Source organism: Rugamonas sp. FW305-51 (assembly GCF_058786935.1).
Genome location: NZ_JBYSZG010000019.1, coordinates 35,406 through 61,878, shown reverse-complemented (window position 1 = coordinate 61,878; position 26,473 = coordinate 35,406). Strand labels below are relative to the sequence as shown.

Below are 26,473 nucleotides of genomic sequence, written 5' to 3'. Positions count from 1 at the left end.
GCGCCGGGTGTCGAAGCGGATTGGGGCGATGCTAGGCCGCAAGGCGGGTGGGAATGGACGTTTCAGTTCTGGGCCGTTGACCTACCTTACCACGTATTGGCCCCGAGTGCCGCTTTGCCGGTGCTGAACCATGTGTGCTTTACCGAACAGATCCGCCCGCGTATCGGGTCCATTGTTGACGTGCATGTCCGGCTGCCGCGCGTGGGTGCGTCCCGGTGTGCAACACGACACAGAATGGAGCTCGCCATGAAACTCATCATGCAGGCCGCGCTGGCGGCCACAATGCTGTTGCCTGCCGCGTCTGTGCTGGCCCAGCAGATTACGCTGTACCAGGACGATGGCTGGCGTGGCCGTGCCTACGCCGTCCGCGGCCCGGTGCCTGACCTGGGGCGCATCGGCTTCAATGACCGCGCCTCCTCCGTTATCGTCGACGACGGCCGCTGGGAGGTATGCGACGACGTCGATTTCCAGGGACGTTGCATGATCCTGCGCCGGGGCAGCTACGAAACGCTGCGCGGCATGGGCATGAATGACCGCATCTCGTCGCTGCGCCCGGTCGGGCGGCGCCGGCATTACGAGAACGAGGCGCCGCCGCCGCTGGCGCAGCCCGACTACCAATATCGCCAGCGGCCCGGCGAGCGGCTGTACGAGGCCCAGGTGATGTCGGTGCATGCCGTCGTCGGCCCACCCGAACAGCGCTGCTGGATCGAGCGCGAGCAAGTGCAGGACAATCGCAGCAACGTCGGCGGCGCGATTGCCGGCGCCCTGATCGGCGGCGTGCTGGGGCACCAGGTCGGCGGCGGTACGGGGCGCGATGTGGCCACGGCCGGCGGCGCCCTGGCCGGTGCGGCGCTCGGATCGAACCTGGGCAACGGCGGCACCAGTGGCCGGGACGTGCGGCGCTGTGAAAGCACGGCCAGCACCACGCCCCAGTACTGGGATGTGGTGTACGTGTTCCGGGGTGTCGAGCACCAGGTGCAGCTGGCGTCCGCGCCGGGGGCCACCATTCCCGTCAACCGCGACGGTTTGCCGCGCATGTAAGGCTTAGGCCGGGAGGAGTATGGAAAGCTTGCGCCGCGTTTGCGTCTTGCTTGGCCTGACGATGCTGTTGTGCGCTGGCTGCGCGTCGCTGCCGCCCGGCGCGGCATTTCCAAGGACCGCCTCGGTGGCGCTGCCCCATCCGGAGGATACGCCGCTGGGCCGCCAATTCGCGGCCGCGGCGGCGCTCCATCCCGGCAGCTCCGGTTTCCGCCTGCTGTCGGTGGGCGTGGACGGCTTCCTGATGCGGATGCAGATGATCCATGCGGCCACACAGACCATCGACCTGCAATACTTCATTTTCCGGGGCGACGAGACGGGGCAGCTGCTGACGGGCGCCGTGCTGCTGGCCGCCGACCGCGGGGTGCGGGTACGTATCCTGGTCGACGATGGCGAGACCGTGGCCGGCGACGAGCAGCTCAGGATGCTTGAATCGCATCCGCAGATACAGCTGCGCGTGTTCAACCCGTTCCGCTACCGCGGCCATGTCACGGCCTTGCGGGCCGCCGAATTCCTGCTCGATTTCCGGCGCCTCGATTTCCGCATGCATAACAAGCTGCTGGTGGTCGATAACGCCATCGCCCTGATCGGCGGCAGGAATATCGGCGACCAGTATTTCCAGGTCGATCCCGATGGGCAGTTCGCCGACGACGACATGTTTTCGGCCGGCCCCATCGCCGGCCAGCTGTCGGCCAGCTTCGACGAATATTGGGCCAGCCCGCTGGCCATCCCCATGGAGGCGCTGGCCGGCGGCAAGACCAGCCATGCCGAGCTGGGTGCGCATCGGCGCCAGCTGCAGCAGCACCGGCAGACGCGCGAGGACCAATCGGTCGGCTATGTGATGCGCATCGCCAGCAGCGAGCCGCTGGCCGGCATCGTCGCGGGACGCACGCCGCTGATCTGGGCCCATGCGCAGCTGGTGTGCGACAGTCCGGACAAGCACGACGTGGAGCGGGGTCTCATGGTCGGCAGGCTGATGCATCGCTCCGTCGCCGCGGCCAGCGCCGCCGTGCAGGACGAGCTGCTGATGATTACCCCCTATCTGATCCCGGGACAGGAAGGCATGCGCCTGTTCCAGGCGCTGCGGGCGCGCCAGGTCCGGGTGAGAATATTGACCAGCTCACTGGAAGCGGCCAGCGTCCTGCTGGCCCAGTCCGGCTATATGCACTACCGCGTCGGCTTGCTCGCGCTGGGCGTGGAACTGTATGAAATACGCTCGCTGCTGGGCAATGTGGCCGGCAGCGGGCAGACCAGGGCCATCTCGCGCTTTGGCAATTATTCGCTGCACGCGAAGTTATTTGTGTTCGATCGCCAGAAGGTCTTTATCGGCTCGATGAACTTCGATCAGCGCTCGATGCACTTGAATACGGAAATCGGCCTGCTGATCGACAGTCCGGCGCTGGCCGGGCAAATCGCCGCCCGTTTCGACGCCATGGTCCAGCCCGAGAATGCCTATGCGCTGGCGCTGCGCCAGGGCAGTTCCGGCCCGGCGACGCTGTCGTGGCGCACGCGCGAGGGCGGCCAGGCGGTCACTTACGACGTCGAGCCGGCGCGCAGCCGCTGGCAAAGGAACATGGTTCATTTGCTGTCGCTGCTGCCGCTCGACGACGAGTTGTGAGGCGCGGGCCGCCGCGCGCCAGGGCGCCGCTCGCAGTGGCCAGGCGCGCCGGGCCTGTGTGTGCCACCGAACGGACTTCGCTTGCCGCGAGGAACATGATTGATTTTCTAAAACGATATCAAGAAAAGGAAACACCATGAAAACCCTCACTTCCATCCTCCTCGTGTGCGGCACCTTGCTGGCGCCGTTCGTCGCGCACGCGGGCGAAGGCGACACGGACCGCAAGCATCCCCTGACCTTCGTCAAGGATTCCGCCATCACGGTCAAAGTAAAAGCCCTGCTGGCCGACGACAAAATGGGCACCCTGACCCACATCAAGGTCGATACCGACCGCCACGGCGTGGTCGTGCTGAGCGGCAGCGTGCGCAGCCCGGAACAGAAGGACAAGGCGGCTGCCATCGCGCGCGGCACCGAGGGCGTGACGTCGGTCCGCAATGACCTGCGCATCCGGCAGGACGACTGAACCGTCGCTATGCCGGTGCCACGTGTACGGCCGTCACCTTGTACTCGGGTGTGTGGGCCAGCCGGTCCCGGTGCGGCGAAGTGAGCCGGTTGACATGCAGGTCGGGCCGGTGGAAGGTGGTAAACAGCTGGCCCGGCTTCATGCTTGGGCTGAGCCGTAACGGCAGTTCCACCTCGCCGTAGCGGCTGCGCACGCGCACGCGGGCGCCGTCGGCCAGGCCCAGGCGGGCCGCGTCGGCCGGCGCCATGTCGAGCAGGTCGCTGGCCTGCAGTTGCGCGTTGCCGCCGCGGTAGGTCATGGTGCCGGCGTTGAAGTGATACAGGCCGCGCCCCGTCACCAGCACGAAAGGATACGCATCGTCGCACTGTTCCGGCGTGGCCACGTAGGCAATCTGCGCCAGCCGCGCGCGGGTGGCGCCGGCAAAGCTGTCGCCATGCAGGATGGGCGTGCCGGGATGGGCGTCGTCGTCGCGCTGGGGGCAGGGCCATTGCAGGCTTTCCGTTTCCAGCCGCCGGTAACTGAGGCCGGCGCCGGCCGGCCACACGGCCCGCACTTCATTCCAGATCGCCTCGGGCCCATCGAAGTTGAAGCCGCGTACGTGGCCCATGCGCTGCGCCAGTTGCTGGATGATCCACCAGTCCGGGCGCGCGTCGCCGGGCGGCGGCACGGCTTGCCGCACGCGCTGCACGCGCCGGTCCGAGTTCATGAAGGTGCCGTCGCGCTCGAACACGCTGGCGGCTGGGAAGAACACGGTGCCGTAGGCGCGCGCTGTCTCGTTGAGGAACAGGTCCTGCACGATCACGCAGTCGAGCTGGCGCATGGCGTGCTCGCTGGCGTGCTGGTTGGCCAGCGACAGGTAGACGTCGTAGCCGAAGGCCCACAGCGCCTTGACGCTGCCACCGGCGGCGCCATCGAACATCTGCATCAGGTCCAGGCCGTCGGTGTCGGGCAGGGCGCCGCCCCACACGGCCTCAAAGCGGGCGCGGGCCTGCGCGATCGGCTGCGAGCCGGTCAGCGTGCCGGGGTCGCACCCCATCTGCGCCGATCCCTGCACGTTGTTCTGGCCCCGCAGCGGATTGATGCCGCTGCCGGGGCGACCCAGGTTGCCCGTCAACAGGGCCAGGTTAATCAGCGTCATCACGCCTTCCGTGCCCTGCGTGTGTTCCGTCATGCCCAGGCCGTGGAAGCACATGGCCGGTGCGCTGGTGGCATACAGCCGGGCCGCCGCGCGGATGTCGGCCGCCGCCACGCCGCACTGCGCGCTGACGGCTTCGGGCGCGTACGCGCGCGCGAAGGCGCTGAACTCGTCCAGGCCGTCGACCCGGCGCGCCACGAAGTCCCGCTCCACCAGGCCCTCGTCGATGATGGCGGCGGCCATGGCGTTGAACAGCAGGACGTTGGCGCCGGGCCGCACGGCCAGGTGGATCTGCGCGTACTGGGCCAGTTCGGTGCGGCGCGGATCGACCACGATCAGCGCCGCGCCCCGCAACACGGCCTGCTTGATGCGGGCGCCCACGATGGGGTGGTTCTCGGTCGGGTTGCAGCCGCACAGCAGGAAGCAGCTGGCCCGTTCGATATCGTCGAAGGCGTTGGTGGCCGCGCCCGTGCCCAGCATGGTCTTGAGCGCCTTGGCCGACGGCGTATGGCACACGCGGGCGCAGCAATCGACGTTGTTGGTGCCGATGACCATGCGGGCGAATTTCTGCGCCAGGTAGTTTTCCTCGTTGGTGGCGCGGGCCGAGCCGAGCACGCCGATGGCGTTGGCGCCATGCCGGCCCCGTATCCGCTGCAGGGCGGCCGCCGTGTGGTCCAGCGCCTCGTCCCAGCTGACCGCGCGCCATGCGTCGCCGTCGCGCAGCATGGGCGTGGTGACGCGGTCCGGCGCGTGGTTGTACTCGAACGCGTAGCGGCCCTTGACGCACAGGTGGCCGCGGTTGACGGGGTGCTCGGCCGGGCGCACGGCCACCACCTTGCCGTTACGGCTGCCCACGTCCATCTGGCAGCCCACGCCGCAGTAGACGCAGGTGCTGCGGGTCCAGCGCTCGGCCGGCTGTTGCGCGCCGCGCTTGTCGAAGATGGCGCCGGTGGGGCAGCTGTCGGCGCAGGCGCCGCAGGAGACGCAGCCGCTGTCGGCCAGCGTGCCACCCAGCGCGCTGCCCACGTGGGTGCGTTCGCCGCGCTGCCACACCTGCCATACGAACTGGCCCTGCAGCTCGTCGCAGATGCGCACGCAGCGGTTGCAGGAGATGCAGCGGTCCATCGCCACGCCCAGGTAGGGATGGCTGTCGTCGGCGTAGCGTTCCTGCCATGGGGCATCGCCGGCCGCCACGCCGTAGCGGGCCAGCAGGCGGTGGAAGGGCTGCTGCGGCTCCGCCGCCACGGCGGCGGCCGGGTAGCGCCCGGCCAGCAGCGACAGATTGGTGCGGCGCAGCGCCTCGATGGCCGGGGTGGCCGTGCGCACGGCCATGCCTTCGGTGACGATGGCCGTGCAGCTGGACACGGGCCGCGGCTCGCCCTCTATCTCCACCACGCACATGCGGCAGGCGCCGGACGGCTGTATGCGCGCATCGTGGCACAGGTGGGGAATGTCGCGCCGCGCCGCCAGCAGCACTTGCAGCAGCGTACTGCCCGGTTCAGCCGTGTGGGGCACGCCGTCGATGGTCAGATGAAGCATGATGCCAGTTCCTCCGGATAGTGGCGGGCGATGGACTGCGCGAACTCGGCCAGGCCGCGGCCGTGGCCGCACAGGCTGGTGGCCGCCAGCGCTTCGACCAGCGCCTGCCAGCGTTGGCCATCGCCGCGTGTTCCCGCCACGGCCTGCACGGCCATGCGCGCCAGTTCCGGGCTGCCCAGGTGGCAGGGCGTGCATTTGCCGCACGACTCCAGCGCTCCGAAGCGAAGCACGTGGGCCAGCAGTGCCGCGATCGGGGTGGCGTCCGTCACGGCCAGCACGCCGCCGTGGCCCACGGCGCCGCCGGCGGCCGCCATGGCGCCGTAGTCGAGCGGCGTGTCCAGCAGGGACGGCGGCAGCAGGCCGGCCAGCGGGCCGCCCACCATCACACCCGTCAGCCGGCCGCGCCGCACGCCCTGGCCCAGCATTTCCACGATGGTGCGCAGGCTAATGCCGAACTCCACTTCGTACAGGCCGGGGCGGCGGAACAGGGAGTTGAGCGACAGCAACTTGGTGCCGGGACTGTCCGCCGTGCCCAGCGCCGCGTAGCGCGCCGCGCCGTGCCGCAGTATCCACGGGATGGCGCACAGGGTTTCCACGTTGTTGACCAGGGTGGGCACGCCTTCCAGGCCACGGTCCGTGATCTGGGGCGGGCGCAGCCGCGCTTCCGGCCGCCGGCCTTCGATCGCATTCAGCATGGCCGTCTCCTCGCCGCACAGGTAGCTGCCGTGGCCCACCACCAGTTCCAGGTCGAAGCCGTGGCCGGCACCGGCATCGTGGCCCAGCCAGCCGGCCGCGTAGGCCTGAACCAGCGCGTCGCGCAGTACGGCGGCGGCCGCGTCGTATTCCTTGCGCAGGTAGATGATGCCGTGCGCGGCGCCCACCGTCAGGCCGGCGATGAGCATGGCCTCGATCAGGCGGAACGGATCGGCTTCCATCAGCATGCGGTCGCTGAAGGCGCCGGGGTCGCCCTCGTCGGCATTGGCGACGACGTATTTTTTCGGTGCGCTCTGCTGCGCGACCTTGCGCCATTTGCTGCCGGTGGGGTAGCCGGCGCCGCCCCGTCCCCGCAGGCCCGATGCATCGAGCGCCTGCAGCACGGCCTGCGGCCCCAACGCGAGCGCCTGGCGCAGGCCCACGCCGCCACCGCCGGCCAGGTAATGTTCCAGGTGACGCACGCCGCCGGTCAGCACGTTGCCCAGCAATACGGTCTCCTCGGCGTGCACTTCGCAGTAGGGCGTCGTGGTGTCGCCATGGCTGGCCGGGGCCTGGTAGCACTGGCCCAGGCAGAACAACGGCGCCGGGTCCTGCTGCGTCCGGGCCCAGCGGGCCGGATCGGCCTGGCGCGCCAGGAAGCAGGCCAGGCCCTGGCAGGCCTTGCCCTGCAACGCCACATGTTCCAGGTGGTAGAAACTGTGCGCCGCCAGATCGCGATGGATGGGTATCATGGGAGGCCCCGTCGTATGACTATGTTGCCAGCGTACGCGGTTGAGCGGCCAATTTGACTGATCCAGATCAAATTATTCACAATAAGTAATTGACAAGGACTGGCCGGCCGGGCGCCCATGCCCGTCCGGCGGCCGCCTGGCCGGCGCTGCCTCATCATGGCCGTCCGTCTCGGCCGGGGCGCGATTGCGCGTCACCCTGATCTGTATCAGTTGTTTTCAAGCGTGCGCGCTGCAAGAGGTCCAGAATAGCAATTCAGTCCGCCGGCATGCCGGCGGGCGGCGTCATCGTCATTACCCTGTTACTGCGCGGCAACGCGCCCACCACAAGGAGAATAGAGATGCAAAGAACAGCACTGGTGACCGGCGGCACGCGCGGCCTGGGACAGGCCATCTCGCTGGCCCTCAAGGCGGCGGGCCATCGCGTGGCGGCCGTCTACCACGACAACGAGGAAGCGGCGCGCACCTTTTCCGCCAGCAGCGGCATCCCCGTGTTTCATTGGGACGTGTCGGACTACGCGGCCTGCGGCGAGGGCGTGGCGCGCATCGAGCGCGAACTGGGGCCGGTGGACATTCTCGTCAACAACGCCGGCATCACCCAGGACGCCGTGCTGCACAAGATGTCGCCGGAGCAGTGGTGGGCCGTCATCAACACCAACCTGGGCTCCATGTTCAACATGACGCGTCATGTGATGGACGGCATGCGCGAGCGCCAGTACGGCCGCATCATCAACATCAGCTCCATCAACGGCGAGAAGGGCCAGATCGGCCAGACCAACTACGCGGCGGCCAAGGCCGGCATCCTGGGCTTTACCAAGGCGCTGGCGCTGGAGTGCGCGCGCAAGCACATCACCGTCAACGCCATCGCGCCCGGTTATTGCGACACGTCCATGGTGGCCAAGGTGGCGCCCGATGTGCTGCACACCATCGTCGATGCCATCCCCGTGGGACGGCTGGGCACGCCCGACGAGATAGGCCGCGCCGTCGCCTTCCTGGCCGACGAGGGTTCGGGCTTCATCACGGGCGCCACGCTGGATGTGAACGGCGGGCAATACCTGGGCTAGTCCACTGCTTACACCCCGGCCGGGAAGGTTTCCGGCGCTTCGCCCGGCTCCGCCTGGCGGCCGCCCTCCGGTCCGTCCAGCGGCGTCAGCGCGTGGCTGGTGTCGATGTGCAGGATGGCGTCGAACTGGTCGGCCAGGTGGGTCGTCAAGTAATGGCTCTGCAGTTCCGTGGTCGGCTGGTAGATTACGCCGATGGCGCGCTGCAGGCCCTGCCGGGGCAGCAGCTGGGCAGCGCCGCCTTCGCCGCGCAGCGGCAGCAGCATGCGTGCGATGCCGGTACGGTGCAGCAGGGTTTCATAGCTGTCCGCATGGGCCGGCCGCACGCGCATGGTTTCCCATGGCCCGTTCCAGCTGGAGGCGGCCGTCACGTTGCCGTCGTACGTGCTCATGCCGACCGCATAGACCTGGCCTTCATACAGCTGGCGCACCAGCTGGCCCACATTCCACTGGCCGTGATCGGCCGCGTCCGTGGCGCGCGCGTCGCCCAGGTGCGAGTTGTGGGCCCAGACCACGATGCGGGCCGCCTCGCCGTTGCGGTGCGACAGGTAATGCTCGAGCGCTTCCAGCGTCATCGTCATGTGGCGGTCGCGCACGTTCCACGACGCCACCCGGTCCTGGAACATGATGCGGTAGTACTGTTCGGCGTTGGCCACCAGGCTGGCGTTCTGCTGGGCATAAAAGAAAGCGTCGCTGCCTTCGGCGCCCGCGTGGTGCAAGTACTTGGCGCCCTGGCGGTGCATGTCGTGCAGCTGCGCCAGCACGGCCAGTTCGCATGACGGTGTCAGGCCCAGGCCGGCGGCGTAGCCGTAATCCTGGCTGTCGTGGCGGTAGCGGTCGAAGCAGGCATAGCGCTGGCGGGCCCGTTCGGCGGCGGCCGGATCGACCTGTTCCAGGTAGTGCAGCACGGCATCGACGGAGGCGAACAGGCTGTACAGGTCCAGCCCGTAGAAGCCCACCGGGTGAGCGTCGGGCAACAGGGCGCTGTTGTAGTCGCGCAGCCAGTCCACCAGGTCGGCCATTTCCGTGTTGCGCCACATCCAGGTGGGGAAACGCTTGAAGCCGGCCAGCGCGCTCTCCGCATCGGCGTCGTCGCTGCAGCCGCGCAGGTAGCGGTGCACGCGGTAGGCGTCGGGCCAGTCGGCCTCGACGGCAACGGCCGAGAAATTGCATTCGCTGATCAGGCGCTGCGTAATGCGCGCGCGCTCGTGGTAGAACTCTTGCGTGCCGTGGGTGCATTCGCCCAGCAGCACGATGCGGGCATCGCCTATCCGTTCCAGCAAGCCGTCGTAATCGCCTTCTTCACCGCTGACGACGTGGGCGCATGAAGCGATGGCCTGGATGTTGCTCATGATCTTCTCCCGCTGGCATAGCCCAGCTTTCACAATAAGACTGTCGGCGGCCGCGCGCAGCAGGGGAATGTGATGCAGATCAGGTGACTGTGAAAAACATCAGCGGGATCGACGCCAGCGCCATAACACCAGCCATGCGCCCAACATGCCGCCCAGGTGGGCGAAGTGGGCCACTTTCGCTTCCGTGCCACTCACACCCATGACCAATTCTACTCCCGCATACAGGATGACGGCCAGCCACGCGGGCAAGGGAATGGGCGGGATCAGCAGGATGATGATGCGGCGTGGAAAACAGACGCCATAGGCCAGCAGCAGGGCGAACAGGGCGGGCACGGCGTCGCCGCCGACCAACTCCAGCGCGAAGCCGGCGCAGGTGGCCAGTGTCAGCGTGCGCAAGACCGGACTGCCGCCTGCAGTCGGAGAGGCGGGCACGATGGACGCGCGGGATTCAGTTCAGTGTCCGGCGGCGGGCCAGTATCCAGCGGTGTATGTCTTCGCGCACCAGCACATCGCGGTTGGTGTCGAGCACATATTTAAAGCCCTGGAACAGGAAGTCGTCGTTGGGACTGCAGCCGAGGGCACGGGCGCCATGAATCTCCACTGGCGCGGCGCCCGACAGTGGGCATTCGCGTAACAGTTGTTGCAGTGTGGGCAGTGTGGTGCTGGATGTCGTATGCATGGCTGGCTGCTCGCTAAGGTGAGAAATCAACGGCCTGACGTCTTTACAATATCACCGCCCATCACGCGTGGAAATAGCGGCGCGATAGAAAGCGACACTAAAAAAATTCATCGATTCTTTGATGGCCATCAAGGTCGAAAAATGCATGTGACTGGCAGGTTTTTTGTCGCCGGCAAACAGTCTTTTAGATTCATCGGCTTAGTGGCCGAAGTGCAGACAACACCTGATGTGAAGTGCGGCATGGGTGCGTGTCGCCACGCAACAGCGCATGGCCGGCAGGCAAGCGGACATGCGACGGAAATGCAACGTTTGTGTTGGCGATGCACCAAAGTGGACCGGGCGGCGGAGCGCCGGCGCCGCTTGCCTGGGCGCCGCGCACGCGGGCCCGGGGAGGGGGCTGGCGCGTTCGGACCTGCCACACGGTTAAACAGGTATTTCGATTCTGGGCATTTCAAGCGATAATCCTGTCATGCCTGCAATCACCGACCTCGTCCGCCCATCCTTCCCGCCGTCGCGCGTTTCGACTTTGCCGCTGTTCCACCGTCCGGCCACGGCCACGGCCACGGCGCTGGCGTGCGTGCTGGCCTGCGCGGGCGCGCCGGTGCGGGCGGCAACGGCCAGCGTCTATCTGGAAGAGCTCACGTCGCCGGAACTGCGCGAGCGGATCGCGGCCGGCACCACCACCGCGTTGGTGCCCGTGGGCGGCACGGAGCAGAGCGGTCCCTATATCGTGCTGGGCAAGCATAACGGCCGGGCCCACCTACTGGCCGGGCGTATCGCCGAGCGCCTGGGCAATGCCGTCGTGGCGCCCACGGTCAGTTACGTACCGGAAGGCAGCATCCGGCCGCCGGCGGCCCATATGCGCTTTGCCGGCACCATCTCCATTCCCGACAGCGCGTTCGAGGCCATGCTCGACGCTGCCGCGCGCAGCTTGTGCCAGCACGGCTTGCAGAAGGTAATACTGCTGGGCGACCATGGCGGCTACCAGAAGAACCTGGAGCGCGTGGCCCAGCGCGTGAACAAGGCGCAGGCCGGCGACGCCGGCTGCCGCGTGTATGCGCCGCCCGAGTATTATCAGGCCGCGTCGGACGGCTTTGCCGCACAGCTGCGCAAGCGCGGCTACAGCGCCGCGGAAATCGGCGCCCATGCGGGGCTGGCCGACGTCTCGCTCAGCCTCGCGCTCGATCCGGCCCAGGTGCGCGGCGCCGCGCTGGCCCACGGGCCCACGCCGGGCGACGGCGTGGCCGGCGATCCGCGCCGCGCCAGCGCCGAACTGGGGCAGCTGGGCGTACAACAGATTATCGAGGCCACGGTGGGGGCGATCAAGCGCCTGCCGCCGGCCCATTGAATTTACCGCTTCCATTATCGAGGAAACCTAGGATGCACTTACCCGTCAAGCACTCTGCAAGCATTTCCGCCCGCCTGGGCCTGGCCGCGCTGGCCATCGCCGCCATCGGCGGTGCGGCCGGCGTGTATGCCGCCACCCAGGGCGGCGCTGCGGCGCCGGCCGCCGCCCCGGCACCGGCCGCGCCGGCCACCGTGGCCGGCATGCCGCCCGTGGTCGACGCCAACAACCTGTACAGCGAAACGGGCTCCAGCCACCTGAGCGCCGCCGTCAAGGGCGACCTGGAGCGCATCTACGTGCCCAACCTGCGTTCGAACGACGTCAGCGTGATCGACCCGGCCACCATGAAGGTGGTGGACCGCTTCAAGGTGGGCCGCGCGCCGCAGCACATCGTGCCGTCGTGGGACTTGCGCACGCTGTGGGTGGCCAACAATGCCGAACGCTACGACGACGGCAGCCTGACCCCGATCGATCCGCGCACGGGCAAGCCGGGCAGCGCGATCAAGGTGGACGATCCCTACAACCTGTACTTCTCGCCCGACGGTAAATCGGCCATCGTGGTGGCCGAAGCCAAGCACCGCCTGGACTTCCGCGATCCGCACACGCTGGCGCTGCAGTACTCGATCGCCACGCCCAAGTGCGGCGGCATCAACCACGCCGACTTCTCGATGGACGGCAGCTACGCGCTGTTTACCTGCGAGTTCGAAGGCAGCCTGGTCAAGATCGACCTGGTCAACCGCACCGTACTGGGCTACCTCAAGCTCAACATGCCGGCCACCCGCTACAAGGACGTGCCCACCCTGGCCGGTCCCGGCGCGACGGAAATCTGCAGCTCGAAGAAGGGCATGCCGCAGGACATACGCATTTCGCCGGACGGCAAGCGCTTCTACGTGGCCGACATGGAGGCCGACGGCGTGCACGTGGTGGACGGCGCCACGTTCAAGGAAACGGGCTTCGTGGCCACCGGCGTGGCCGCGCACGGCCTGTATCCTAGCCGCGACGGCAAGAGCCTGTATGTGGCCAACCGCGGTTCGCACCGCATCCACGGCCCGCGCAACGGCAAGGGCAGCGTGACGGTGCTCGATTTCGCCAGCGGCAAGATCACCGCCCAGTGGCCCATCCCCGGCGGCGGCAGCCCGGACATGGGCAACGTCAGCGTGGACGGCAAATCGTTGTGGTTATCGGGCCGTTATGACGATGTGGTGTACCGTATCGATACGGCGACGGGCGCCGTGGCCAAGATCAAGGTGGGCCAGGAGCCGCACGGCCTGACCGTGTGGCCGCTGCCGGGCCGCTATTCGCTGGGCCATACGGGTAACCTGCGCTAAGTGGTGTGACGCCGCCGCCACCGGCATGGGCCGGTCGATACGGGAGGGAAGGGACATGCAAGCGACAATGCCATCATGTGAACAGACCGACCTGCCGGCGCCGCTGCGGCGCTGTGCCGATGGCCTGACGGCACTGGCCGACGGCGGCGCCAGCGAGCACGATTTCGTACGGCAGGGCGGCGCCCTGCTGGCCGCGCTGGTGGCGACGGACGACTGGCTGCCGCCGGCCCAGGCCCGGCCCGACCCGCAGTACTACCGCCAGTACCTGCTGTACCGCGATCCGGCCGCGCGCTTTTCCATCGTCAGTTTCGTGTGGGGCCCGGGGCAGCATACGCCGGTCCACAACCACACGGTATGGGGCCTGGTCGGCATGCTGCGCGGGGCCGAGACGGCGCAGGATTTCGCCTTCGCCGCCGACGGCACGCTGGTCCCTTGCGGGCCGCCACAGAGGCTGGAGCCGGGCGCCGTGACGGCCGTCTCGCCCACGCTGGGCGACATCCACCAGGTGTGTAATGCGCACCAGGACCAGGTCTCCATCAGCATCCACGTGTATGGCGCCGACATTGGCGCCGTGGACCGCTCCGTGTTCGCACCGGACGGCACGGCCAAACCGTTCCGCTCCGGCTATTCCGACCCGGCCTGAGGGCGCGTCCATGCGAACCCGCGACCAGCCTGTCGTGTTGCGGCGCCTGCTGCGCTGGCTCGGCGCCGGGCTGTGCGCCGCCGCCGCCGCGCAGGCGCTGGCCGCCACGGTCGTCATGCCCCGCCCCTTGCAGGAGAAGGACCCGCGCAACGATTACCCGATCGCGCTGCTGCGCATGGCGCTGGAAAAGGCGGGCACCGCCTACGAGCTGAAGTTCGCCCCGGTGGTCATGACGCAGGACCGCGTGCTGCTGGAAATCGCCAAGGGCAACGGCGGGGTGGACATCATCGCCACCATGACCAGCCAGGAGCGCGAGGCCAGGATGCTGGCCATCCGCATCCCCATCGACAAGGGGCTGTACGGCTGGCGCATCCCCCTCGTGCGGGGTGACCACAAGGATCTGTTCGCCGAGGTGCAGGACCTGGACGGACTCAAGCAGCTGCGCTGCGGCCAGGGACACGACTGGCCGGACACGGGCATCCTGCGCGGCAACGGCATCCAGGTGTCGGCCAATTCCAGCTACGAGGCCTTGTTCAGCATGCTGGGGGTGGGGCGCATCGACTATTTTCCGCGCGCCGTGGTCGAGATCGGGCCGGAGGCGGCGGCCCATCCGGGGCTGGCCATCGATCCCTACATCGTCATCCATTACCCGACGGCGTTCTACTACTTCGTCAGCCGCCGCAATCCGCAGCTGGCCGACGCCGTCAAGCGGGGGCTGGAGGAGGCCATCGCGGACGGTTCCTTCGAGCGCCTGTTCAACCAGCACTTCGGGGCCGCCTTGCGCCAGGCCAGGCTGGACCAGCGGCGCGTGATCGAACTGGCCAACCCGCTGCTGCCGGACGGCCTGCCGCTGGAACACCGGGAGTTATGGATCATGCCGGACGACGGGCGCCGCCCCAAGGCGGGCGCCCGTTCGCAGCGCTAGCGGCCGACCGCGGCCGAGGCGGGGCCGGGCTGCCGGCGCCGGCGGCTGCGCTTCAGACCAGCAGGGCGGCGCTCATGGCGGCAGCATCGATTTCCGATTCTTCCAGCATGGACTTGAGCCTGTCCTCATCGATGAACAGGTCGACCGCCGAATCCGTATGGGGCGGCAGTTCGCGCTGCGGACCGGCCAGCGGCGACGGCACCGGCGACAGGTGGTTGGCCAGCAGCAGGGTGTCGAGCAGGTTGTCGGGCGGGATGGAGAGGAAGCCGTCGCGCAAGCCTTCGATGGCTTCGGCCACCGGCTCCGGGATGCTCAGCTTGTTCATCACTTCGCGCGTGATGATTTCCTCGCTGGCCGGCTGCCAGTTGTCGGGGTCTTCCTCCAGCAGGCCGGGGAACTCGTCGGCCCGCGACAGCAGGTAGAAGCCGCCCACCTCGTGCACGATGGCCGCGAACAGGGCCGTGTCGGGATTGACCCCCGTGACCTGGCGCGCGATGATGCGGGCCAGCGCGGCCACGTGGATGGTGTGGTCCCACAGCTGCTCGGCCTTGGCGCGCACGTCCGGATCGGTGATCTTGCTGCCGAACTGGCGCACCACCATGGCGGCGGCCAGCGCGAACAGGTTGTGGTAGCCGATGCGGATGATGGCGCCGCGCACGTTGGTGATGGCCGGCGCGCCGCTGCGGTTGAACATGGCGGAATTGGCGATGGCCACCGTACGGGCGGCCAGGATGGGCTCGGCCAGCACCAGGCTGATGGCTTGGTCGATCGGACACTCCGGATCGTCCAGCGCCAGTTGTACGCGGAGCGCCGCGTTGACGCTGGTGGGGAATACCAGTTCGCCACGAATGGCCTGGGCTGCGATGTGCCCGAATGCTTCCAGTTTATTCATGTCGAAATTATACGCACGCTGGCGCGCAATCTCAACGCAATGATGCGTTCAGGCCGCCCGCGTGCGCAACGGGACGGCCGGAACGCCGCCGGTTACGCTCAGGCGTTGACCAGCTCGGGCCGGCGCGCCCCGTCCTGGCGGCTGTAGCGGCCCACGGACAGGTCGTCGGCGCGGATGGCCGGGCGGCGCGAGGAGATGATGTCCGACAGCAGCTGGGCCGAGCCGCAGGACATGGTCCAGCCCAGCGTGCCATGGCCCGTGTTGACGAACAGGTTGCGCACGCCGGTGCGGCCGACGACGGGCGTGCCGTCCGGCGTCATGGGGCGCAGGCCTGTCCAGAAGGTGGCGGCGGCCGTGTCGCCGGCGCCGGGGAACAGGTCGTTGACCACCATTTCCAGCGTTTCGCGGCGGCGCGGGTTGAGGTCCAGGTTGTAGCCGGCGATTTCGGCCATGCCGCCCACGCGGATACGGTCGTCGAAGCGGGTGACGGCGATCTTGTAGGTCTCGTCCAGGATGGTCGAGGTGGGCGCGGCGGCGCCGTCGACGATGGGCACCGTGATGGAATAGCCCTTGAGCGGGTAGACGGGAATGTCGACCAGGTTCCTGAGCAGCGTGGTCGAATAGGCGCCCAGCGCCACCACGTAGGAGTCGGCCCGCACCATGTCGGCGCCGCATTGCACGCCGGAGATGGCGCCGCCGGCCACGGTCAGGCCCGTGATGTCGACGTTGTAGCGGAACTTGACGCCCAGCTGTTCGGCCATGGCCGTCAGGCGGGTGGTAAACAGCTGGCAGTCGCCCGTCTCGTCGTTGGGCAGGCGCAGGCCGCCCACCAGCTTGTGGCGCGAGGTGGCCAGGCCCGGTTCGGCGCCCACCAGCTGGTCGCGGTCGAGCAGCTGGAACGGCACGCCCGTCTCTTGCAGCACGCGGATATCCTTGGCCGCATCGTCGAGCTGCTTCTGGGTGCGGAACAGCTGGGTAGTGCCTTGCTGGCGGCCTTCGTATTCGATGCCGGTAGCCGCGCGCAGGGTCTTGAAGCAATCGCGGCTGTATTCGGCCAGGCGCACCATGCGTTCCTTGTTGACGGCGTAGCGCTCGGGCGTGCAGTTGCGCAGCATCTGCCACATCCATTGCAGCTGGAACTTGGTGCCGTCGGGCGTGATGGACAGCGGCGCGTGGCGCTGCACCATCCATTTCATGGCCTTCAGGGGGATGCCGGGCGCGGCCCAGGGGGACGCGTAGCCGGGCGAGATCTGCCCGGCGTTGGCGAAACTGGTTTCCAGCGCGGGGCCGGGCTGGCGGTCGAGTACCGTGACGTCGTGGCCGGCCTGCGCCAGATAGTAGGCGCTGGTCACGCCGATCACACCACTGCCCAGAATAACGACTTTCATCTACATGTCCCCTTGATTATTGGATTGCGCCAGATATATTGCTATGATAGTGTCGTTCTTCTAGTAATTGTTACTATATAACGATAGAAATTTGGTGGAAAATCATGCGAACCCAGAAAGAATCCGTCCGCAGCCTGGACAAGCTTGACCGCAAGATATTGCGCATCCTGCAGGACGATGGCCGCATCTCGATGAAGGATTTGAGCGAGCAGGTGGGCTTGTCGATCACGCCGGCCATCGAGCGCGTCAAGCGCATGGAGCGCGACGGCGTGATCACCGGCTACCATGCGCGCATCTCGCCGCCGGCGCTGGGGGCCAAGCTGCTGGTGTTCGTCGAGATCACGCTCAACCAGAAGTCGGCCTCCGTGTTCGAGCAGTTCCGGCGCGAAGTGCTGCGCATCCCGGAAGTGCAGGAGTGCCACCTGGTGTCGGGCGATTTCGATTACCTGATCAAGGCCCGCATCCATGAAATGGCCGAGTACCGCAAGCTGCTGGGCGAGATGCTGCTGCAGCTGCCCGGCGCGGCGCAGTCGAAAAGCTATGTCGTGATGGAAGAGATCAAGGAGACGCTGGTGCTGTCGACGGAAGTGCCGCAGTAGCGGGCATACCGGCGTGGGCATACCGGCCTGGGCGTACCGGCGCGGGCACACCGGCGTAGGCATACCGGCGTGGGCACACCGGCGCGGGCGTGCCAACGCGGATGGCCTGTGCGGATGGCCGGTGCGGAGCCGGGCGGCGGTCCAGGCCGGGCGGTTTTAAACACGGCAGGCGGCGGCACGGCAGGCCGCGCTTCAGGTAGAATCGCGGCATGGCACCCGTTATCGAATGGAGCAGCCGTGAACAGCACGCATGATGGCGCCCCCGGCGCCGAATCCCACCACGAGCACATCGTCGCCGTGCGCACGCTGGACGAGCACCTGTCGTCCGACCAGAGCTTCAGCTCCGCCTATGCGCGCACGCTGGGCGCCATTGCCGCCGCCGATGGCGCCGTCACACTGGCGCAATTTGCCGCCGTCACCGACATTGCCGGCGAAGGCAAATCCTCGGCCGTCTTCACCGCCCTCGTGCTGAACGCCATCGAATCGGGCGTCAGCGTGGACTGGGCCTACTCGGCGCTGGCGCGCAGCGGCGCCGGCACCCCGCAACCGGCGCGCGACGCCGCCTTTTCCATGGCCATGCCCCTATTGGCGCTGCTGGGCACGAACGCCCGGCCGCTGGCGCTGCGGCTGGCCAAGGCGCTGGGCGTCAAGCCCACCGCCGATGAACTCGAGACGCTGCCGCCGGAAGAGGAGCGCGGCCTGCTGGCCAGCCTGGGCGACCAGGCGCGCAAGCTGCTCAAGGGCCGTGGCCTGGCCGACGCCGTGGCCGACTTTGGCCGCAGCACGGGGCAGCCGGCCCTGGTCGAACAGGCGCGCGACTACCAGTCCGGCCGGATCGGGCTGGACGCGCTGCGCGAGCAGGTGGGCGCGGCCACGCGCGCCATCAGCCAGGACATCGCATCGTATATGGAGCATGCAGAATCCATGTCGGCCGGCGAGGCCGGCGCCGCCGCCGTGGCCGCGGCCGCGCAGGAGATGCGCCAGCAGGTGGTGCAGCGGCTCACGCTGATCGACGCGCGTATCGCCCACGAACGGGCGCTGCTGCTCGAGGAGATCGACGACGCCGTGCATGATGCCGGCAACGCCATCGAGCTGGCCATCGCCGAGCGCCTGCACGCGGAGCAGTGGAAGGATGAAGAAGTGTGGGAGCACATCGCGCGTAACCAGTATGGGCAGGAGATGGAGCGGCGGCTGGACCGCATCGTGCGGCGCAAGGAGCAGGCGCTGCATTTGCTGCAGGAGGATTTGCGGCTGTTCCAGTCGGCCATGCGGCTGAGCCAGTCCACCGTGTTCCAGCGTCAGCACCACTCGGCGCTGGCGCGCCTGATGCCGCGGTTACGGCTGGGCACGCGGATCGCGAACGGAGTCGACACGGCGGCCAACGTGACGCTGGTGAGCGGCGCTGTGGCGGCGGCCGGCACGGGCACGGCCGCCTACCTGTTTGGCGCGGGCGTGGTGCTGCCGGTGCTGGTACCGGTGGCGCCGTTCGTGGGCGGCGCCGTGCTGCTGGCGGGCGCCATCAAATGGTTCAGCGACGGCGGCAAGCGCAAGAAGATGGAGATACGCGACAAGCGCAGCGCGTTCGAAGCGGAATTGCGCAAGCAGCTGCGCGAAGCGGAACTATCGTTCAATGCGCAACTGGACCTGGTGGCGGACGGCTTCCACGAATCGGCGCTGCAGCTGCTCACGCCCGCGCTGCTGGAAGCGGAAGCGGCCAGCCGGGTGTCGGGCATGCGGCTGCGCATAGCCGACCGCGCCATCGCCCAAGCCCAGTCGGCCATCCACCAGCTCGACGCCGAGCTCGCCAAACCCGCCTGAAAAATAGCAGGAAAAAAATGGGGACGTACCCCTTTTTCACCATCTTCAGCAAATGGTGAAAAAGGGGTACGTCCCCATTTTTTTTCAGTTATTTCAAGTTGCGGGCGATGATGGCGTCGGCGGCGCTGGCCGCTTGGGCCAGGGGCTGGGCCAGCGCGCGCGTGGCGTACACGGGGGCGGCGGCCGTTGCGCTGCCCAGCATGGGGCCGTCCGTGTTGCTGATGTCGATCACCACCGTCGTCGACAGGCCGACCCGCAATGGGTGCCGCGCCAGTTCGTTCGGGTCGAGGGCGATACGTACCGGTACCCGCTGCACGACCTTGATCCAGTTGCCGCTGGCGTTCTGCGCCGGCAGCAGCGAGAACGCGCTGCCGGTGCCGGCCGACAGCCCCAGTACCTTGCCGTGGTAGCGCACTTTGCTGCCGTACATGTCGGCCGTGACCGTGGCCGGCTGGCCGATGCGGATGTGGCGCAATTCCGATTCTTTGTAGTTGGCGTCCACCCACAGCTGGTCCAGCGGGACGATGGACAGCAGCGGCGTGCCCGCCGCCACATGGGCGCCCACTTGCACGCTGCGCTTGGCGACATAGCCCGTCACCGGCGCCAGGATGGCGTTGCGGCGGGCGGCCAGCCAGGCCTGGGCATAGTCGGCCTTGGCCGCCTGCACGGCCGGGTGCTGGGCCAGCGCGACGCCGGCCACGCCGGCCTGGGCGGCATCGGCCTGGCGCTCGGCCACGGCGAGGGCGGCGCGGGCATTGTCCACGGCCTGGCGCGCGTGTTCCACGTCTTCGCCGGAGACGGTGTGGTCGGCCGCCAGCGGCTTGCGGCGGGCCAGGTCGTCTTCCGCGTTGCGCAGGGCCAGGCGGCGCTGGGCGATGGCGGCGTCGTACTGGGCCACGTCGGCATAGCGCTGGCGTTGCTGGCGTACGGTGGCGCCCAGGCGGGCTTCGGCCTGGTTCAGGGCGACGTCGGCGTCGGCCGCGTCCAGCTGGACGATAGGGCTGCCCGCCTGCACCAGCTGGGTGTCGTCGGCGCGGATTTCCTGCACGTTGCCGGCCACTTGCGACGACAAGGTGACGAGGTTGCCCCCCACATAGGCGTTGTCCGTCTCCTGTTCCTTCGATCCCACCAGTGCGTAGTAGGCCGCATAGGCCGCGCCGGCCAGCAGGAAGACGGCGCTAATGGCCAGCAGTACGCGCTTGCGCCGGCCGTCGTTGTGGGTGTTGTTGTTTTCGGTGCTCATCTGTATTCCGTGTCGGTGCGTATCAGTGGGTGGTGGATGCGGCGTCGTTGCGGTAGCCGCCGCCCAGGGCCTGGGTGAGGGCCACTTCGGCCTGCAACTGGGCCTGCTGCAGGGCCAATGCGCTGTCCTGCTGGCGCAGCAGGGCCAGCTGCGCCGTCAGTTCGCTGCGGCGGTCGGCCAGGCCGTGCGCGGCGCGGGCGCGCATGCTTTGCAGCTGGGCGTTGGCCGCCGCCGTCGCTTCGGCCTGGCGCGCCAGTTGCTGTTCCGTGCCTTGCAGCGCGAGGCTGTCCTGTGCCACGTCACGCACGGCTTGCACCACGGCCTGGTTGTAGGCGGCGATTTTTTCGTTGCGCTGGCTGCGCGCGCCTGCCAGCTGGGCGTTCAGGCGTTTGCTGTCGAACAGGGGCAGGGTCAGCGTGGGCGCCACGTACAGCGTGCGGCTGGCCGCTTGCAGCAGCTGGTCGAAGGAGATGGAGTTGAGACCGACCGATGCGCCCAGGTTGATGTCGGGGTAGAAGGATGCCTGTACCGCTTCAGTCTGGCTCAGGGCCGATTGCACCTGCCAGCGGGCCGCCTGCAGATCGGGGCGGCGCGCCAGCAGTTCCATGCCCAGATGGGCGGGCGCGGCGTGCGGCGCGGCAGTGATCGGGCGCGGTTGCAGACCGGTCAGCGCGCCGGCGTCGGCACCGAGCAGGGCGCGCAGCGCTTCGCGCGCGGCGCCGGCGTCGGCGCGCAACAGGGCCTGCTGTTTTTTGAGCTGGGCCAGTTCCGCCTCGGCCGTGCGCGCCGTGTCGTTCGCGGCCAGGCCGCGCGCCATGCGCCTGGCCTGGTCCTGCACCAGTTCCGCCTGGACGGCGGTCTGGCTATCCGTGTTGGCCAGCCGCGCCCATGTCCCTTGCAGGCGGAAATAGGCTTGCGCGATGGCGGCGGCCAGCGCCTGTTCGGCCTGGGCGTAGCTGGCGCGGCCCGCGTTCAATTCACCGACGGCGGCGGCGATCTGCGCGCGGTTCTTGCCCCACCAGTCGAAGTGGTAGCGCGCTTCCAGCCGCAGGTTCTCTTCCGTGAAGTAGTTGCCGCCGATGGGGGCGGGGAACAGGCCGGTGCCGGAATAGCGCTGGCGGTTGACGTTGGCGTAGCCATCCACGTCCACGCCCAGTTGCGCGCTGCTGCTCTCGAGCGCGGCGCGCGCACTGCCGATGTGGGCGGCCGCCACTTCCAGGCTGGGGGCGGAGGCCAGCGCCTGCGCCATCAGGGCGTCGAGCTGGGTGTCGCCGTAGCCGGTCCACCAGCGGGCGGCGGGCCAGCCTTCGTGCGCGAGGCGGATGTCGGCCGCCAGGCTGGCGCCGGCCACGTCGCGCTGGGGCAGTGGCGCCAGGTCTTGCGGGATGTGGGCGCAGCCGGCCACGGTCAGCACCAGCAGCGCGGCCAGCGCCGGGCGCACGGCCGCGGCATGAGTACCGGCAGAAGCGCCAACGGCAGCACGGGCGAGGGCGCGGGCGCTGCCCGCGGCAGCGGCGCCGGCCGAGACAGTGCGGGAGGGATGAAGCATTCGGATTTTCATTGGGTTCAACGTTATTCCATGGCGGCGTGGTCGGGCGCGGGCGCGGCGGCAGTTTTGGCGGGCGGGCGTATCAGCAACAGCAGCGGGATCACCAGCAGGGTGAGCACCGTCATCAGCCAGAAGTCGTCCACGTAGGCGACCATCGACGCCTGGCGCGTGATTTCGTTGTTGAGCGCGTTGGCCGCTTCCGGCGTGGCCAGGTTGTAGACGGGGCTGTCGAGCAGGGCGGGATTGCCGTAGCTGATCTTCTCGGCCAGGGCGGCGTGCATGGTCTGGGTGTTGCGCACCAGCAGGGTCTGCACCAGGGCGATGCCGATGCTGCTGCCGATGTTGCGCACCAGGCTGTAGATGGCCGTGCCTTCGGCCCGCATGTCCGGCGCCAGGGTGGCGAAGGTGGCGGCGCTCAGCGGCACGAACACGAGGCCCAGTCCCAGGCCCTGGATCACGCCGGGCCAGACGATGTCGCTGCGGGTCAGCACCAGCGTGTAGCCGCTCATCTGCCACAGCGAGAAGGCGGTGATGGCGAAGCCCGTGCCCAGCAGCAGGCGCAGGTCGAACTTGCCCACCAGCCGGCCCACCACCAGCATGGCGAACATGGTGCCCAGGCCGCTGGGCGCCGTCACCAGGCCGGCCACGGCGGCCGGGTAGCCCATCAGCCCTTGCAGCATGGTGGGCGTGAGCGCCCGCGTGGCGAACAGCACCATGCCGACGATGAAGATGAACAGCAAGCCGCTCACGTAGTTGGCGTTCTTGAGCAGCCGGTAGTCGAAGAAGGACTTGCCGGCCGGGCGCAGGGCCGTGTGGGCGGCGAAATACGCGAAGCTGAGCGTCATGACGATGGCCTCGGCCCAGGTTTCCCTGGCGGCGAACCAGTCGTTCTGCTCGCCCCGGTCCAGCAGCATCTGCAGCGCGCCGATGGCCAGGCTGAGAGTGGCGAAGCCGAAGCCGTCGAAGCGCATCTTGCGTGCGGCCGGCGACGGGCGGATGTATTTCCAGATGCCGTAGAAGGCCAGCGCGCCCACCGGCACGTTGATGAAGAACACCCAGCGCCAGTTGTAGCTGTCAGTCAGCCAGCCGCCCAGGGTGGGGCCGAGGATGGGGCCTATCATCACGCCCATGCCCCACACGGCCATGGCCGAGCCATGCTTTTCGCGCGGATTGATGTCGAGCAGCACGGCTTGCGACAGCGGCACCAGGGCCGCGCCGAATACGCCCTGCAACAGGCGGGCGGCGACGATCTGGCCCAGCGAGCTGGACAAGCCGCACAGCACCGAGGCGGCCGTAAAGCCGGCCACGGCGGTGAGGAAGATGTGCTTCTGGCCGTAGCGGTCGCACAGCCAGCCCGTGAGCGGGGTGGCGATGGCGGCGGCCACGATGAACGAGGTCAGCACCCATGTGATCTGGTCCTGCGAGGCCGACAGGCTGCCCTGCATGTGGGGCAGGGCGACGTTGGCGATGGTGCCGTCCAGCGCCTGGATGATGGTGGCCAGCATGATCGAGATGGTGATCATGCGCCGGTTCAGGCCGTCGGCGGGGATGCTGCCGCTGCCGCGATTGCCATTGCCGCCGCCGCTGTCGCCGGCGCCACTGCCGGCAACTGTACCGCCGGCGCCACTGCCGGCAACTGTACCGCCGTCGCCACCGCCGTCGCTATCGTTGCCGCTCACAGCTGGGCCTCTATGCCGGCCTGCAGCGCTTCCAGCACTTCCGTGGCCAGCCGCAGGGCTTGCGGATCGATCCGGCTCAGCAGGTCGGCCCGCAGGGCGTCCGATTCGGCCTTGAGGGTGCGGTAGATGTCCTGGCCCGTCTCCGTCAGGCTCACCAGCTTGACGCGGCGGTCGGTGGGCGAGGGCGTGCGCAGCGCGTAGCCGCCTTTGACGAGGCGGTCGATGGTGGCCACCATGGTCGGGTCTTCCACGCCGACCAGGGCGGCCAGCCGGGTCTGCGGCAGTGGCGTTTCAGCCTTGGCGACGATGGCGATGGCCATCCAGCTGGCCTGGCTCAGTCCCAGGTGCTTGAGGCGGCGGTCTACCACCTGGCGCCAGCCGCGGGCGGAGGTGTGCAGGGCGGCGGAGAATCGGTCTTCGATAGAGGACAAAATGTTTGCTCACAAATGGTTAGGTATCTAATGATTAGCTTAGCAGTATTTTTTCTGCACAGCAAGTTCAACCGGGTGCTTGGGCGGGCCGGGAAACGGTGTTAGGCTGCAAACCAAACGCTAACCAATTCAGAAAGGATAAGCATGATTAAACGTCAAGTCACCTGCCTGCTCGCGCTGGCCGCCCTGGCTGTGCTGGCCATGGTGGCCTTGCCCGGTGAGGCCGAGGAGCTGCAGGCCGTCACGCCGTACCGGCCGTCCGTGTCCAGCCCGGCCCAGTTGCCCTATCCGGGCCAGCTGGAGCTGGAACTGGGCGGCTTGAGCACCAAGGCCGACGGCGGCTACCGCAACAGCCTGCCTTACACCTTCAAGCTGGGCTTTAACGACAGCTGGGGTGTGGTGGTGGGCGGCGAGGCGTGGGTTGCGGCGCCCGACGGTGACGGCGGCCGGGTCCGTGGCGTGGGCGACACGACCGTGGTGCTCAAGCGCGCCTTCCTGGTCGACAGCGCCACCGCGTTTGGCGTGGAACTGGGCGCCAAGGCGCCCACGGCCAAGGACAGCATCGGCAGCGGCCGCGCCGACTACAGCGTCAACGCCATCTACAGCCGCGATTTCGATACGGTTCACATGGACGCCAACGTCAACCTGACCCGGCTGGGCACCTGGGAAGAGGGCAGCAGCCGCACCCAGACGGGGCTGTCGGCCTCGTTCTCCGTCCCCGTGGCCGAGCGCTGGGGGGTGACGGGCGAGCTGTCGGGTACGCGCCGCAGCGGCGCCGACCGCACGGCCCAAGCCCTGATGGCGGCCGCCTACAGCCCCAGCAAGTTGGTGACGGTGGACTTCGGCATGGCCAAGGGCCTGAACCGGGCGTCGGCCGACTGGTCCGTGTTCAGCGGCGTGGTGTTGCCGCTGGCGCGTTTGTGGTGAAATGTTCGCTAGCGAACGGTGCGGGCCATGTCTGGCAGTTAAAATGTCATTCTCGCCGGCATTATGCGGCTGATTTTCATTTTTACAACAACGAGAGAACCTTGATGAAATCCCTGATTCTTGCCGCCAGCCTGCTGGCCCTGTCTTCCACTGCCATGGCGACCGATGTGGGCGTGTCCATCAGCGTCGGCGAGCCCGGCTTTTACGGCCGCATCGACCTGGGCAACTATCCTCAGCCGCAAGTGCTGTACCGCGAACCGGTGATCGTGGAACGGACCACGCGTTACGTGGAAGCGGCGCCCATCTACCTGCGCGTGCCGCCCGGCCATGCCAAGCATTGGGACAAGCACTGCCGCGAATACCATGCCTGCGGCCAGCGCGTGTACTTTGTGGATGATAACTGGTACCAGAAGGAATACGCGCCCCGTTACCGCGCCGAGCACGGCGAGCGTGGCCGCGAATACCGCGAAGAGCGCCGCGACGACCGTCGTGACGACCGCCGCGATGACGGCGACCGTGGTCATGGCCACGGCAAAGGCCATGGCAACGGCAACGGTCACGGCCACAACCGCGACGACTGATCTCCCGCACTGCCAGGGCGGGCCGCCGGTCAAGCTACATTGAACGGCTTGGGCAGCACGACGGTCAGCGTCACGCCCCGTTCGCCGTTGGCGGCCACGGTCAGGCGGCCGCCCAGGTAGGCGGCCCGTTCGCGCGCCATGCGCAAGCCATACTTGCCGTTGGCGGCGCCCGTGCCGCCGGCGGGCAGGCCGACGCCGTCGTCACGCACGGTCAACACCAGCTGTTCCTCGTTGTCGTCGACGATCACGTCGACGGCCGTCGCTTCGGCATGGGCGGCCACGTTGCTGAGCGCTTCTTCCAGCGTGCGCAGCAGCACCACGCTGTGGCTGCGCGGGCAGTCCAGTTCCTCGTCGGGCAGGCTGCAGTGGACGGCCAGCTGGTGGCTGGCGCCGAACTGGGCGGCCTGCTCGGCCAGCGCCACCCGCACGCCGAGAAACTCCAGCTTGTCGTTCCACAGGCGGTGCTGCATTTCCCGGTTGGTTTCCACGATCTGGTGCAGCAGCTGCTTCATGTGGGCGGCCCGTTCCTGCAGGGCCGGTTCCGGCGGCATCTTCTGCATCAGCATGCCCAGGTGCATGGTGAGGGCCGTCAGCGACGAGCCCAGGCTGTCGTGCAGCTGGCGCGACAGCGAGCGCCGCTCATTGTCCCAGCACGCGTGGACGTGGCCGAGCAGTTCGCTCAATTCCGCATTGCGCTCCGCGTCTGGCGCGGCCGGGTTGGTGGTGGGGGAAGCCTGGACGGGCATGGCATACTCGGCTGGTTAAGAAACGGCGGGTTGAGGCGATCATACCTGAGGA

Annotated in this window: 24 protein-coding genes; 12 read left to right on the top strand and 12 right to left on the bottom strand. The window is 68.1% G+C overall.

Annotation, left to right across the window (positions count from 1 at the left end; translation table 11 throughout):
• The first annotated feature begins 246 nt into the window (after positions 1-246).
• The 3 genes from AC3WOS_RS14910 (at position 247) to AC3WOS_RS14900 (ending at position 3,119) form a co-directional block, all read left to right on the top strand.
• The gene (locus tag AC3WOS_RS14910) at positions 247-1,041 is read left to right on the top strand and encodes a beta/gamma crystallin-related protein (RefSeq protein ID WP_492716803.1); all 795 of its coding nucleotides are present in this window, start codon (positions 247-249) and stop codon (positions 1,039-1,041) included.
• A gap of 61 nt (positions 1,042-1,102) precedes the next feature.
• Entirely contained in the window at positions 1,103-2,656 is a 1,554-nt protein-coding gene (locus tag AC3WOS_RS14905) for a phospholipase D family protein (protein ID WP_492716802.1), read from the top strand.
• Positions 2,657-2,792: 136 nt separating this feature from the next.
• Positions 2,793-3,119 carry a BON domain-containing protein gene (locus tag AC3WOS_RS14900; RefSeq protein ID WP_492716801.1) on the top strand — a complete coding sequence of 109 codons (327 nt, stop codon included), beginning with the start codon at positions 2,793-2,795 and terminating at the stop codon, positions 3,117-3,119.
• 7 nt (positions 3,120-3,126) lie between these two features.
• On the opposite strand, the gene fdhF is transcribed toward AC3WOS_RS14900, so the two are convergent.
• Complete coding sequence (gene fdhF, locus AC3WOS_RS14895) at positions 3,127-5,793, bottom strand: formate dehydrogenase subunit alpha (protein ID WP_492716800.1); 2,667 nt, start codon at positions 5,791-5,793, stop codon at positions 3,127-3,129.
• A complete protein-coding gene (locus tag AC3WOS_RS14890) occupies positions 5,781-7,238 on the bottom strand; it encodes a complex I 51 kDa subunit family protein (RefSeq protein ID WP_492716799.1) in 1,458 nt (485 codons plus the stop codon). The genes fdhF and AC3WOS_RS14890 overlap by 13 nt, the downstream gene beginning before the upstream one ends.
• Positions 7,239-7,576: 338 nt before the next feature.
• Here AC3WOS_RS14890 and phbB point away from each other — a divergent pair, with 338 nt between their 5' ends.
• The gene (gene phbB, locus AC3WOS_RS14885; RefSeq protein WP_492716798.1) at positions 7,577-8,299 is read left to right on the top strand and encodes an acetoacetyl-CoA reductase; all 723 of its coding nucleotides are present in this window, start codon (positions 7,577-7,579) and stop codon (positions 8,297-8,299) included.
• An 8-nt stretch (positions 8,300-8,307) separates the two neighbouring features.
• Here phbB and AC3WOS_RS14880 read toward each other — a convergent pair whose 3' ends face one another.
• The 3 genes from AC3WOS_RS14880 to AC3WOS_RS14870 form a co-directional block, all read right to left on the bottom strand.
• Positions 8,308-9,648, bottom strand: coding sequence for an erythromycin esterase family protein (locus AC3WOS_RS14880; RefSeq protein ID WP_492716797.1), 1,341 nt, complete (start codon positions 9,646-9,648; stop codon positions 8,308-8,310).
• A gap of 99 nt (positions 9,649-9,747) precedes the next feature.
• Positions 9,748-10,044 (bottom strand): rhomboid family intramembrane serine protease, encoded by a 297-nt coding sequence (locus AC3WOS_RS14875; protein ID WP_492716796.1) that lies wholly within the window; start codon positions 10,042-10,044, stop codon positions 9,748-9,750.
• 52 nt (positions 10,045-10,096) lie between these two features.
• Positions 10,097-10,327 carry a hypothetical protein gene (locus tag AC3WOS_RS14870; RefSeq protein WP_492716795.1) on the bottom strand — a complete coding sequence of 77 codons (231 nt, stop codon included), beginning with the start codon at positions 10,325-10,327 and terminating at the stop codon, positions 10,097-10,099.
• A 469-nt stretch (positions 10,328-10,796) separates the two neighbouring features.
• Between AC3WOS_RS14870 and AC3WOS_RS14865 the strand changes: the two genes are divergently transcribed.
• Genes AC3WOS_RS14865 through AC3WOS_RS14850 form a run of 4 tightly spaced genes read left to right on the top strand, consistent with a single transcriptional unit; the run spans position 10,797 to position 14,568 of the window.
• On the top strand, positions 10,797-11,675 hold the full coding sequence (locus AC3WOS_RS14865) for a creatininase family protein (RefSeq protein WP_492716794.1): 879 nt from the start codon (positions 10,797-10,799) through the stop codon (positions 11,673-11,675).
• Positions 11,676-11,707: 32 nt separating this feature from the next.
• The gene (locus tag AC3WOS_RS14860) at positions 11,708-13,000 is read left to right on the top strand and encodes a YncE family protein (protein ID WP_492716793.1); all 1,293 of its coding nucleotides are present in this window, start codon (positions 11,708-11,710) and stop codon (positions 12,998-13,000) included.
• Positions 13,001-13,055: 55 nt separating this feature from the next.
• Complete coding sequence (locus AC3WOS_RS14855; RefSeq protein ID WP_492716792.1) at positions 13,056-13,643, top strand: cysteine dioxygenase family protein; 588 nt, start codon at positions 13,056-13,058, stop codon at positions 13,641-13,643.
• A 10-nt stretch (positions 13,644-13,653) separates the two neighbouring features.
• On the top strand, positions 13,654-14,568 hold the full coding sequence (locus AC3WOS_RS14850) for a substrate-binding periplasmic protein (protein ID WP_492716791.1): 915 nt from the start codon (positions 13,654-13,656) through the stop codon (positions 14,566-14,568).
• A gap of 52 nt (positions 14,569-14,620) precedes the next feature.
• Here the strand turns inward: AC3WOS_RS14850 and AC3WOS_RS14845 are convergent, their stop codons facing one another.
• Together AC3WOS_RS14845 and AC3WOS_RS14840 are read right to left on the bottom strand one after the other, a co-directional pair.
• The gene (locus AC3WOS_RS14845; RefSeq protein ID WP_492716790.1) at positions 14,621-15,460 is read right to left on the bottom strand and encodes an HDOD domain-containing protein; all 840 of its coding nucleotides are present in this window, start codon (positions 15,458-15,460) and stop codon (positions 14,621-14,623) included.
• A gap of 98 nt (positions 15,461-15,558) precedes the next feature.
• Positions 15,559-16,848, bottom strand: coding sequence for a D-amino acid dehydrogenase (locus AC3WOS_RS14840; protein WP_492716789.1), 1,290 nt, complete (start codon positions 16,846-16,848; stop codon positions 15,559-15,561).
• A gap of 104 nt (positions 16,849-16,952) precedes the next feature.
• On the opposite strand from AC3WOS_RS14840, the gene AC3WOS_RS14835 reads away from it, so the two are divergent.
• Complete coding sequence (locus AC3WOS_RS14835; protein WP_182157284.1) at positions 16,953-17,447, top strand: Lrp/AsnC ligand binding domain-containing protein; 495 nt, start codon at positions 16,953-16,955, stop codon at positions 17,445-17,447.
• Between the two features lie 237 nt (positions 17,448-17,684).
• Positions 17,685-19,265: a hypothetical protein gene (locus AC3WOS_RS14830; protein ID WP_492716788.1), complete on the top strand. Its 1,581-nt coding sequence runs from the start codon at positions 17,685-17,687 to the stop codon at positions 19,263-19,265.
• An 88-nt stretch (positions 19,266-19,353) separates the two neighbouring features.
• Here AC3WOS_RS14830 and AC3WOS_RS14825 read toward each other — a convergent pair whose 3' ends face one another.
• The 4 genes from AC3WOS_RS14825 to AC3WOS_RS14810 form a co-directional block, all read right to left on the bottom strand.
• A complete protein-coding gene (locus AC3WOS_RS14825) occupies positions 19,354-20,508 on the bottom strand; it encodes an HlyD family secretion protein (RefSeq protein WP_492716787.1) in 1,155 nt (384 codons plus the stop codon).
• A gap of 22 nt (positions 20,509-20,530) precedes the next feature.
• Positions 20,531-22,057, bottom strand: a complete 1,527-nt coding sequence (locus tag AC3WOS_RS14820; protein WP_492716786.1) for an efflux transporter outer membrane subunit — start codon at positions 22,055-22,057, stop codon at positions 20,531-20,533.
• 23 nt (positions 22,058-22,080) lie between these two features.
• Complete coding sequence (locus AC3WOS_RS14815) at positions 22,081-23,580, bottom strand: MDR family MFS transporter (protein WP_492716844.1); 1,500 nt, start codon at positions 23,578-23,580, stop codon at positions 22,081-22,083.
• A gap of 152 nt (positions 23,581-23,732) precedes the next feature.
• Positions 23,733-24,167 (bottom strand): MarR family winged helix-turn-helix transcriptional regulator, encoded by a 435-nt coding sequence (locus AC3WOS_RS14810; RefSeq protein ID WP_492716785.1) that lies wholly within the window; start codon positions 24,165-24,167, stop codon positions 23,733-23,735.
• A gap of 144 nt (positions 24,168-24,311) precedes the next feature.
• On the opposite strand from AC3WOS_RS14810, the gene AC3WOS_RS14805 reads away from it, so the two are divergent.
• Together AC3WOS_RS14805 and AC3WOS_RS14800 are read left to right on the top strand one after the other, a co-directional pair.
• The gene (locus AC3WOS_RS14805) at positions 24,312-25,094 is read left to right on the top strand and encodes a transporter (RefSeq protein WP_492716784.1); all 783 of its coding nucleotides are present in this window, start codon (positions 24,312-24,314) and stop codon (positions 25,092-25,094) included.
• Positions 25,095-25,198: 104 nt separating this feature from the next.
• On the top strand, positions 25,199-25,675 hold the full coding sequence (locus tag AC3WOS_RS14800; protein ID WP_492716783.1) for a hypothetical protein: 477 nt from the start codon (positions 25,199-25,201) through the stop codon (positions 25,673-25,675).
• Positions 25,676-25,704: 29 nt separating this feature from the next.
• Here AC3WOS_RS14800 and AC3WOS_RS14795 read toward each other — a convergent pair whose 3' ends face one another.
• Entirely contained in the window at positions 25,705-26,421 is a 717-nt protein-coding gene (locus AC3WOS_RS14795; RefSeq protein ID WP_492716782.1) for a sensor histidine kinase, read from the bottom strand.
• Positions 26,422-26,473: the final 52 nt, after the last annotated feature.

Bases quoted from the DNA above. Each gene is read 5' to 3' on its own strand.
- AC3WOS_RS14820 (WP_492716786.1), bottom strand. From the start codon at position 22,057: ATGCTTCATCCCTCCCGCACTGTCTCGGCCGGCGCCGCTGCCGCGGGC.
- AC3WOS_RS14855 (WP_492716792.1), top strand. From the start codon at position 13,056: ATGCAAGCGACAATGCCATCATGTGAACAGACCGACCTGCCGGCGCCG.
- AC3WOS_RS14800 (WP_492716783.1), top strand. From the start codon at position 25,199: ATGAAATCCCTGATTCTTGCCGCCAGCCTGCTGGCCCTGTCTTCCACT.
- AC3WOS_RS14870 (WP_492716795.1), bottom strand. From the start codon at position 10,327: ATGCATACGACATCCAGCACCACACTGCCCACACTGCAACAACTGTTA.
- AC3WOS_RS14905 (WP_492716802.1), top strand. From the start codon at position 1,103: ATGCTGTTGTGCGCTGGCTGCGCGTCGCTGCCGCCCGGCGCGGCATTT.
- AC3WOS_RS14910 (WP_492716803.1), top strand. From the start codon at position 247: ATGAAACTCATCATGCAGGCCGCGCTGGCGGCCACAATGCTGTTGCCT.
- AC3WOS_RS14865 (WP_492716794.1), top strand. From the start codon at position 10,797: ATGCCTGCAATCACCGACCTCGTCCGCCCATCCTTCCCGCCGTCGCGC.
- AC3WOS_RS14815 (WP_492716844.1), bottom strand. From the start codon at position 23,580: ATGATCACCATCTCGATCATGCTGGCCACCATCATCCAGGCGCTGGAC.
- AC3WOS_RS14835 (WP_182157284.1), top strand. From the start codon at position 16,953: ATGCGAACCCAGAAAGAATCCGTCCGCAGCCTGGACAAGCTTGACCGC.
- AC3WOS_RS14845 (WP_492716790.1), bottom strand. From the start codon at position 15,460: ATGAATAAACTGGAAGCATTCGGGCACATCGCAGCCCAGGCCATTCGT.
- phbB (WP_492716798.1), top strand. From the start codon at position 7,577: ATGCAAAGAACAGCACTGGTGACCGGCGGCACGCGCGGCCTGGGACAG.
- AC3WOS_RS14890 (WP_492716799.1), bottom strand. From the start codon at position 7,238: ATGATACCCATCCATCGCGATCTGGCGGCGCACAGTTTCTACCACCTG.
- AC3WOS_RS14805 (WP_492716784.1), top strand. From the start codon at position 24,312: ATGATTAAACGTCAAGTCACCTGCCTGCTCGCGCTGGCCGCCCTGGCT.
- AC3WOS_RS14850 (WP_492716791.1), top strand. From the start codon at position 13,654: ATGCGAACCCGCGACCAGCCTGTCGTGTTGCGGCGCCTGCTGCGCTGG.
- AC3WOS_RS14900 (WP_492716801.1), top strand. From the start codon at position 2,793: ATGAAAACCCTCACTTCCATCCTCCTCGTGTGCGGCACCTTGCTGGCG.
- AC3WOS_RS14840 (WP_492716789.1), bottom strand. From the start codon at position 16,848: ATGAAAGTCGTTATTCTGGGCAGTGGTGTGATCGGCGTGACCAGCGCC.
- fdhF (WP_492716800.1), bottom strand. From the start codon at position 5,793: ATGCTTCATCTGACCATCGACGGCGTGCCCCACACGGCTGAACCGGGC.
- AC3WOS_RS14860 (WP_492716793.1), top strand. From the start codon at position 11,708: ATGCACTTACCCGTCAAGCACTCTGCAAGCATTTCCGCCCGCCTGGGC.
- AC3WOS_RS14825 (WP_492716787.1), bottom strand. From the start codon at position 20,508: ATGAGCACCGAAAACAACAACACCCACAACGACGGCCGGCGCAAGCGC.
- AC3WOS_RS14880 (WP_492716797.1), bottom strand. From the start codon at position 9,648: ATGAGCAACATCCAGGCCATCGCTTCATGCGCCCACGTCGTCAGCGGT.
- AC3WOS_RS14795 (WP_492716782.1), bottom strand. From the start codon at position 26,421: ATGCCCGTCCAGGCTTCCCCCACCACCAACCCGGCCGCGCCAGACGCG.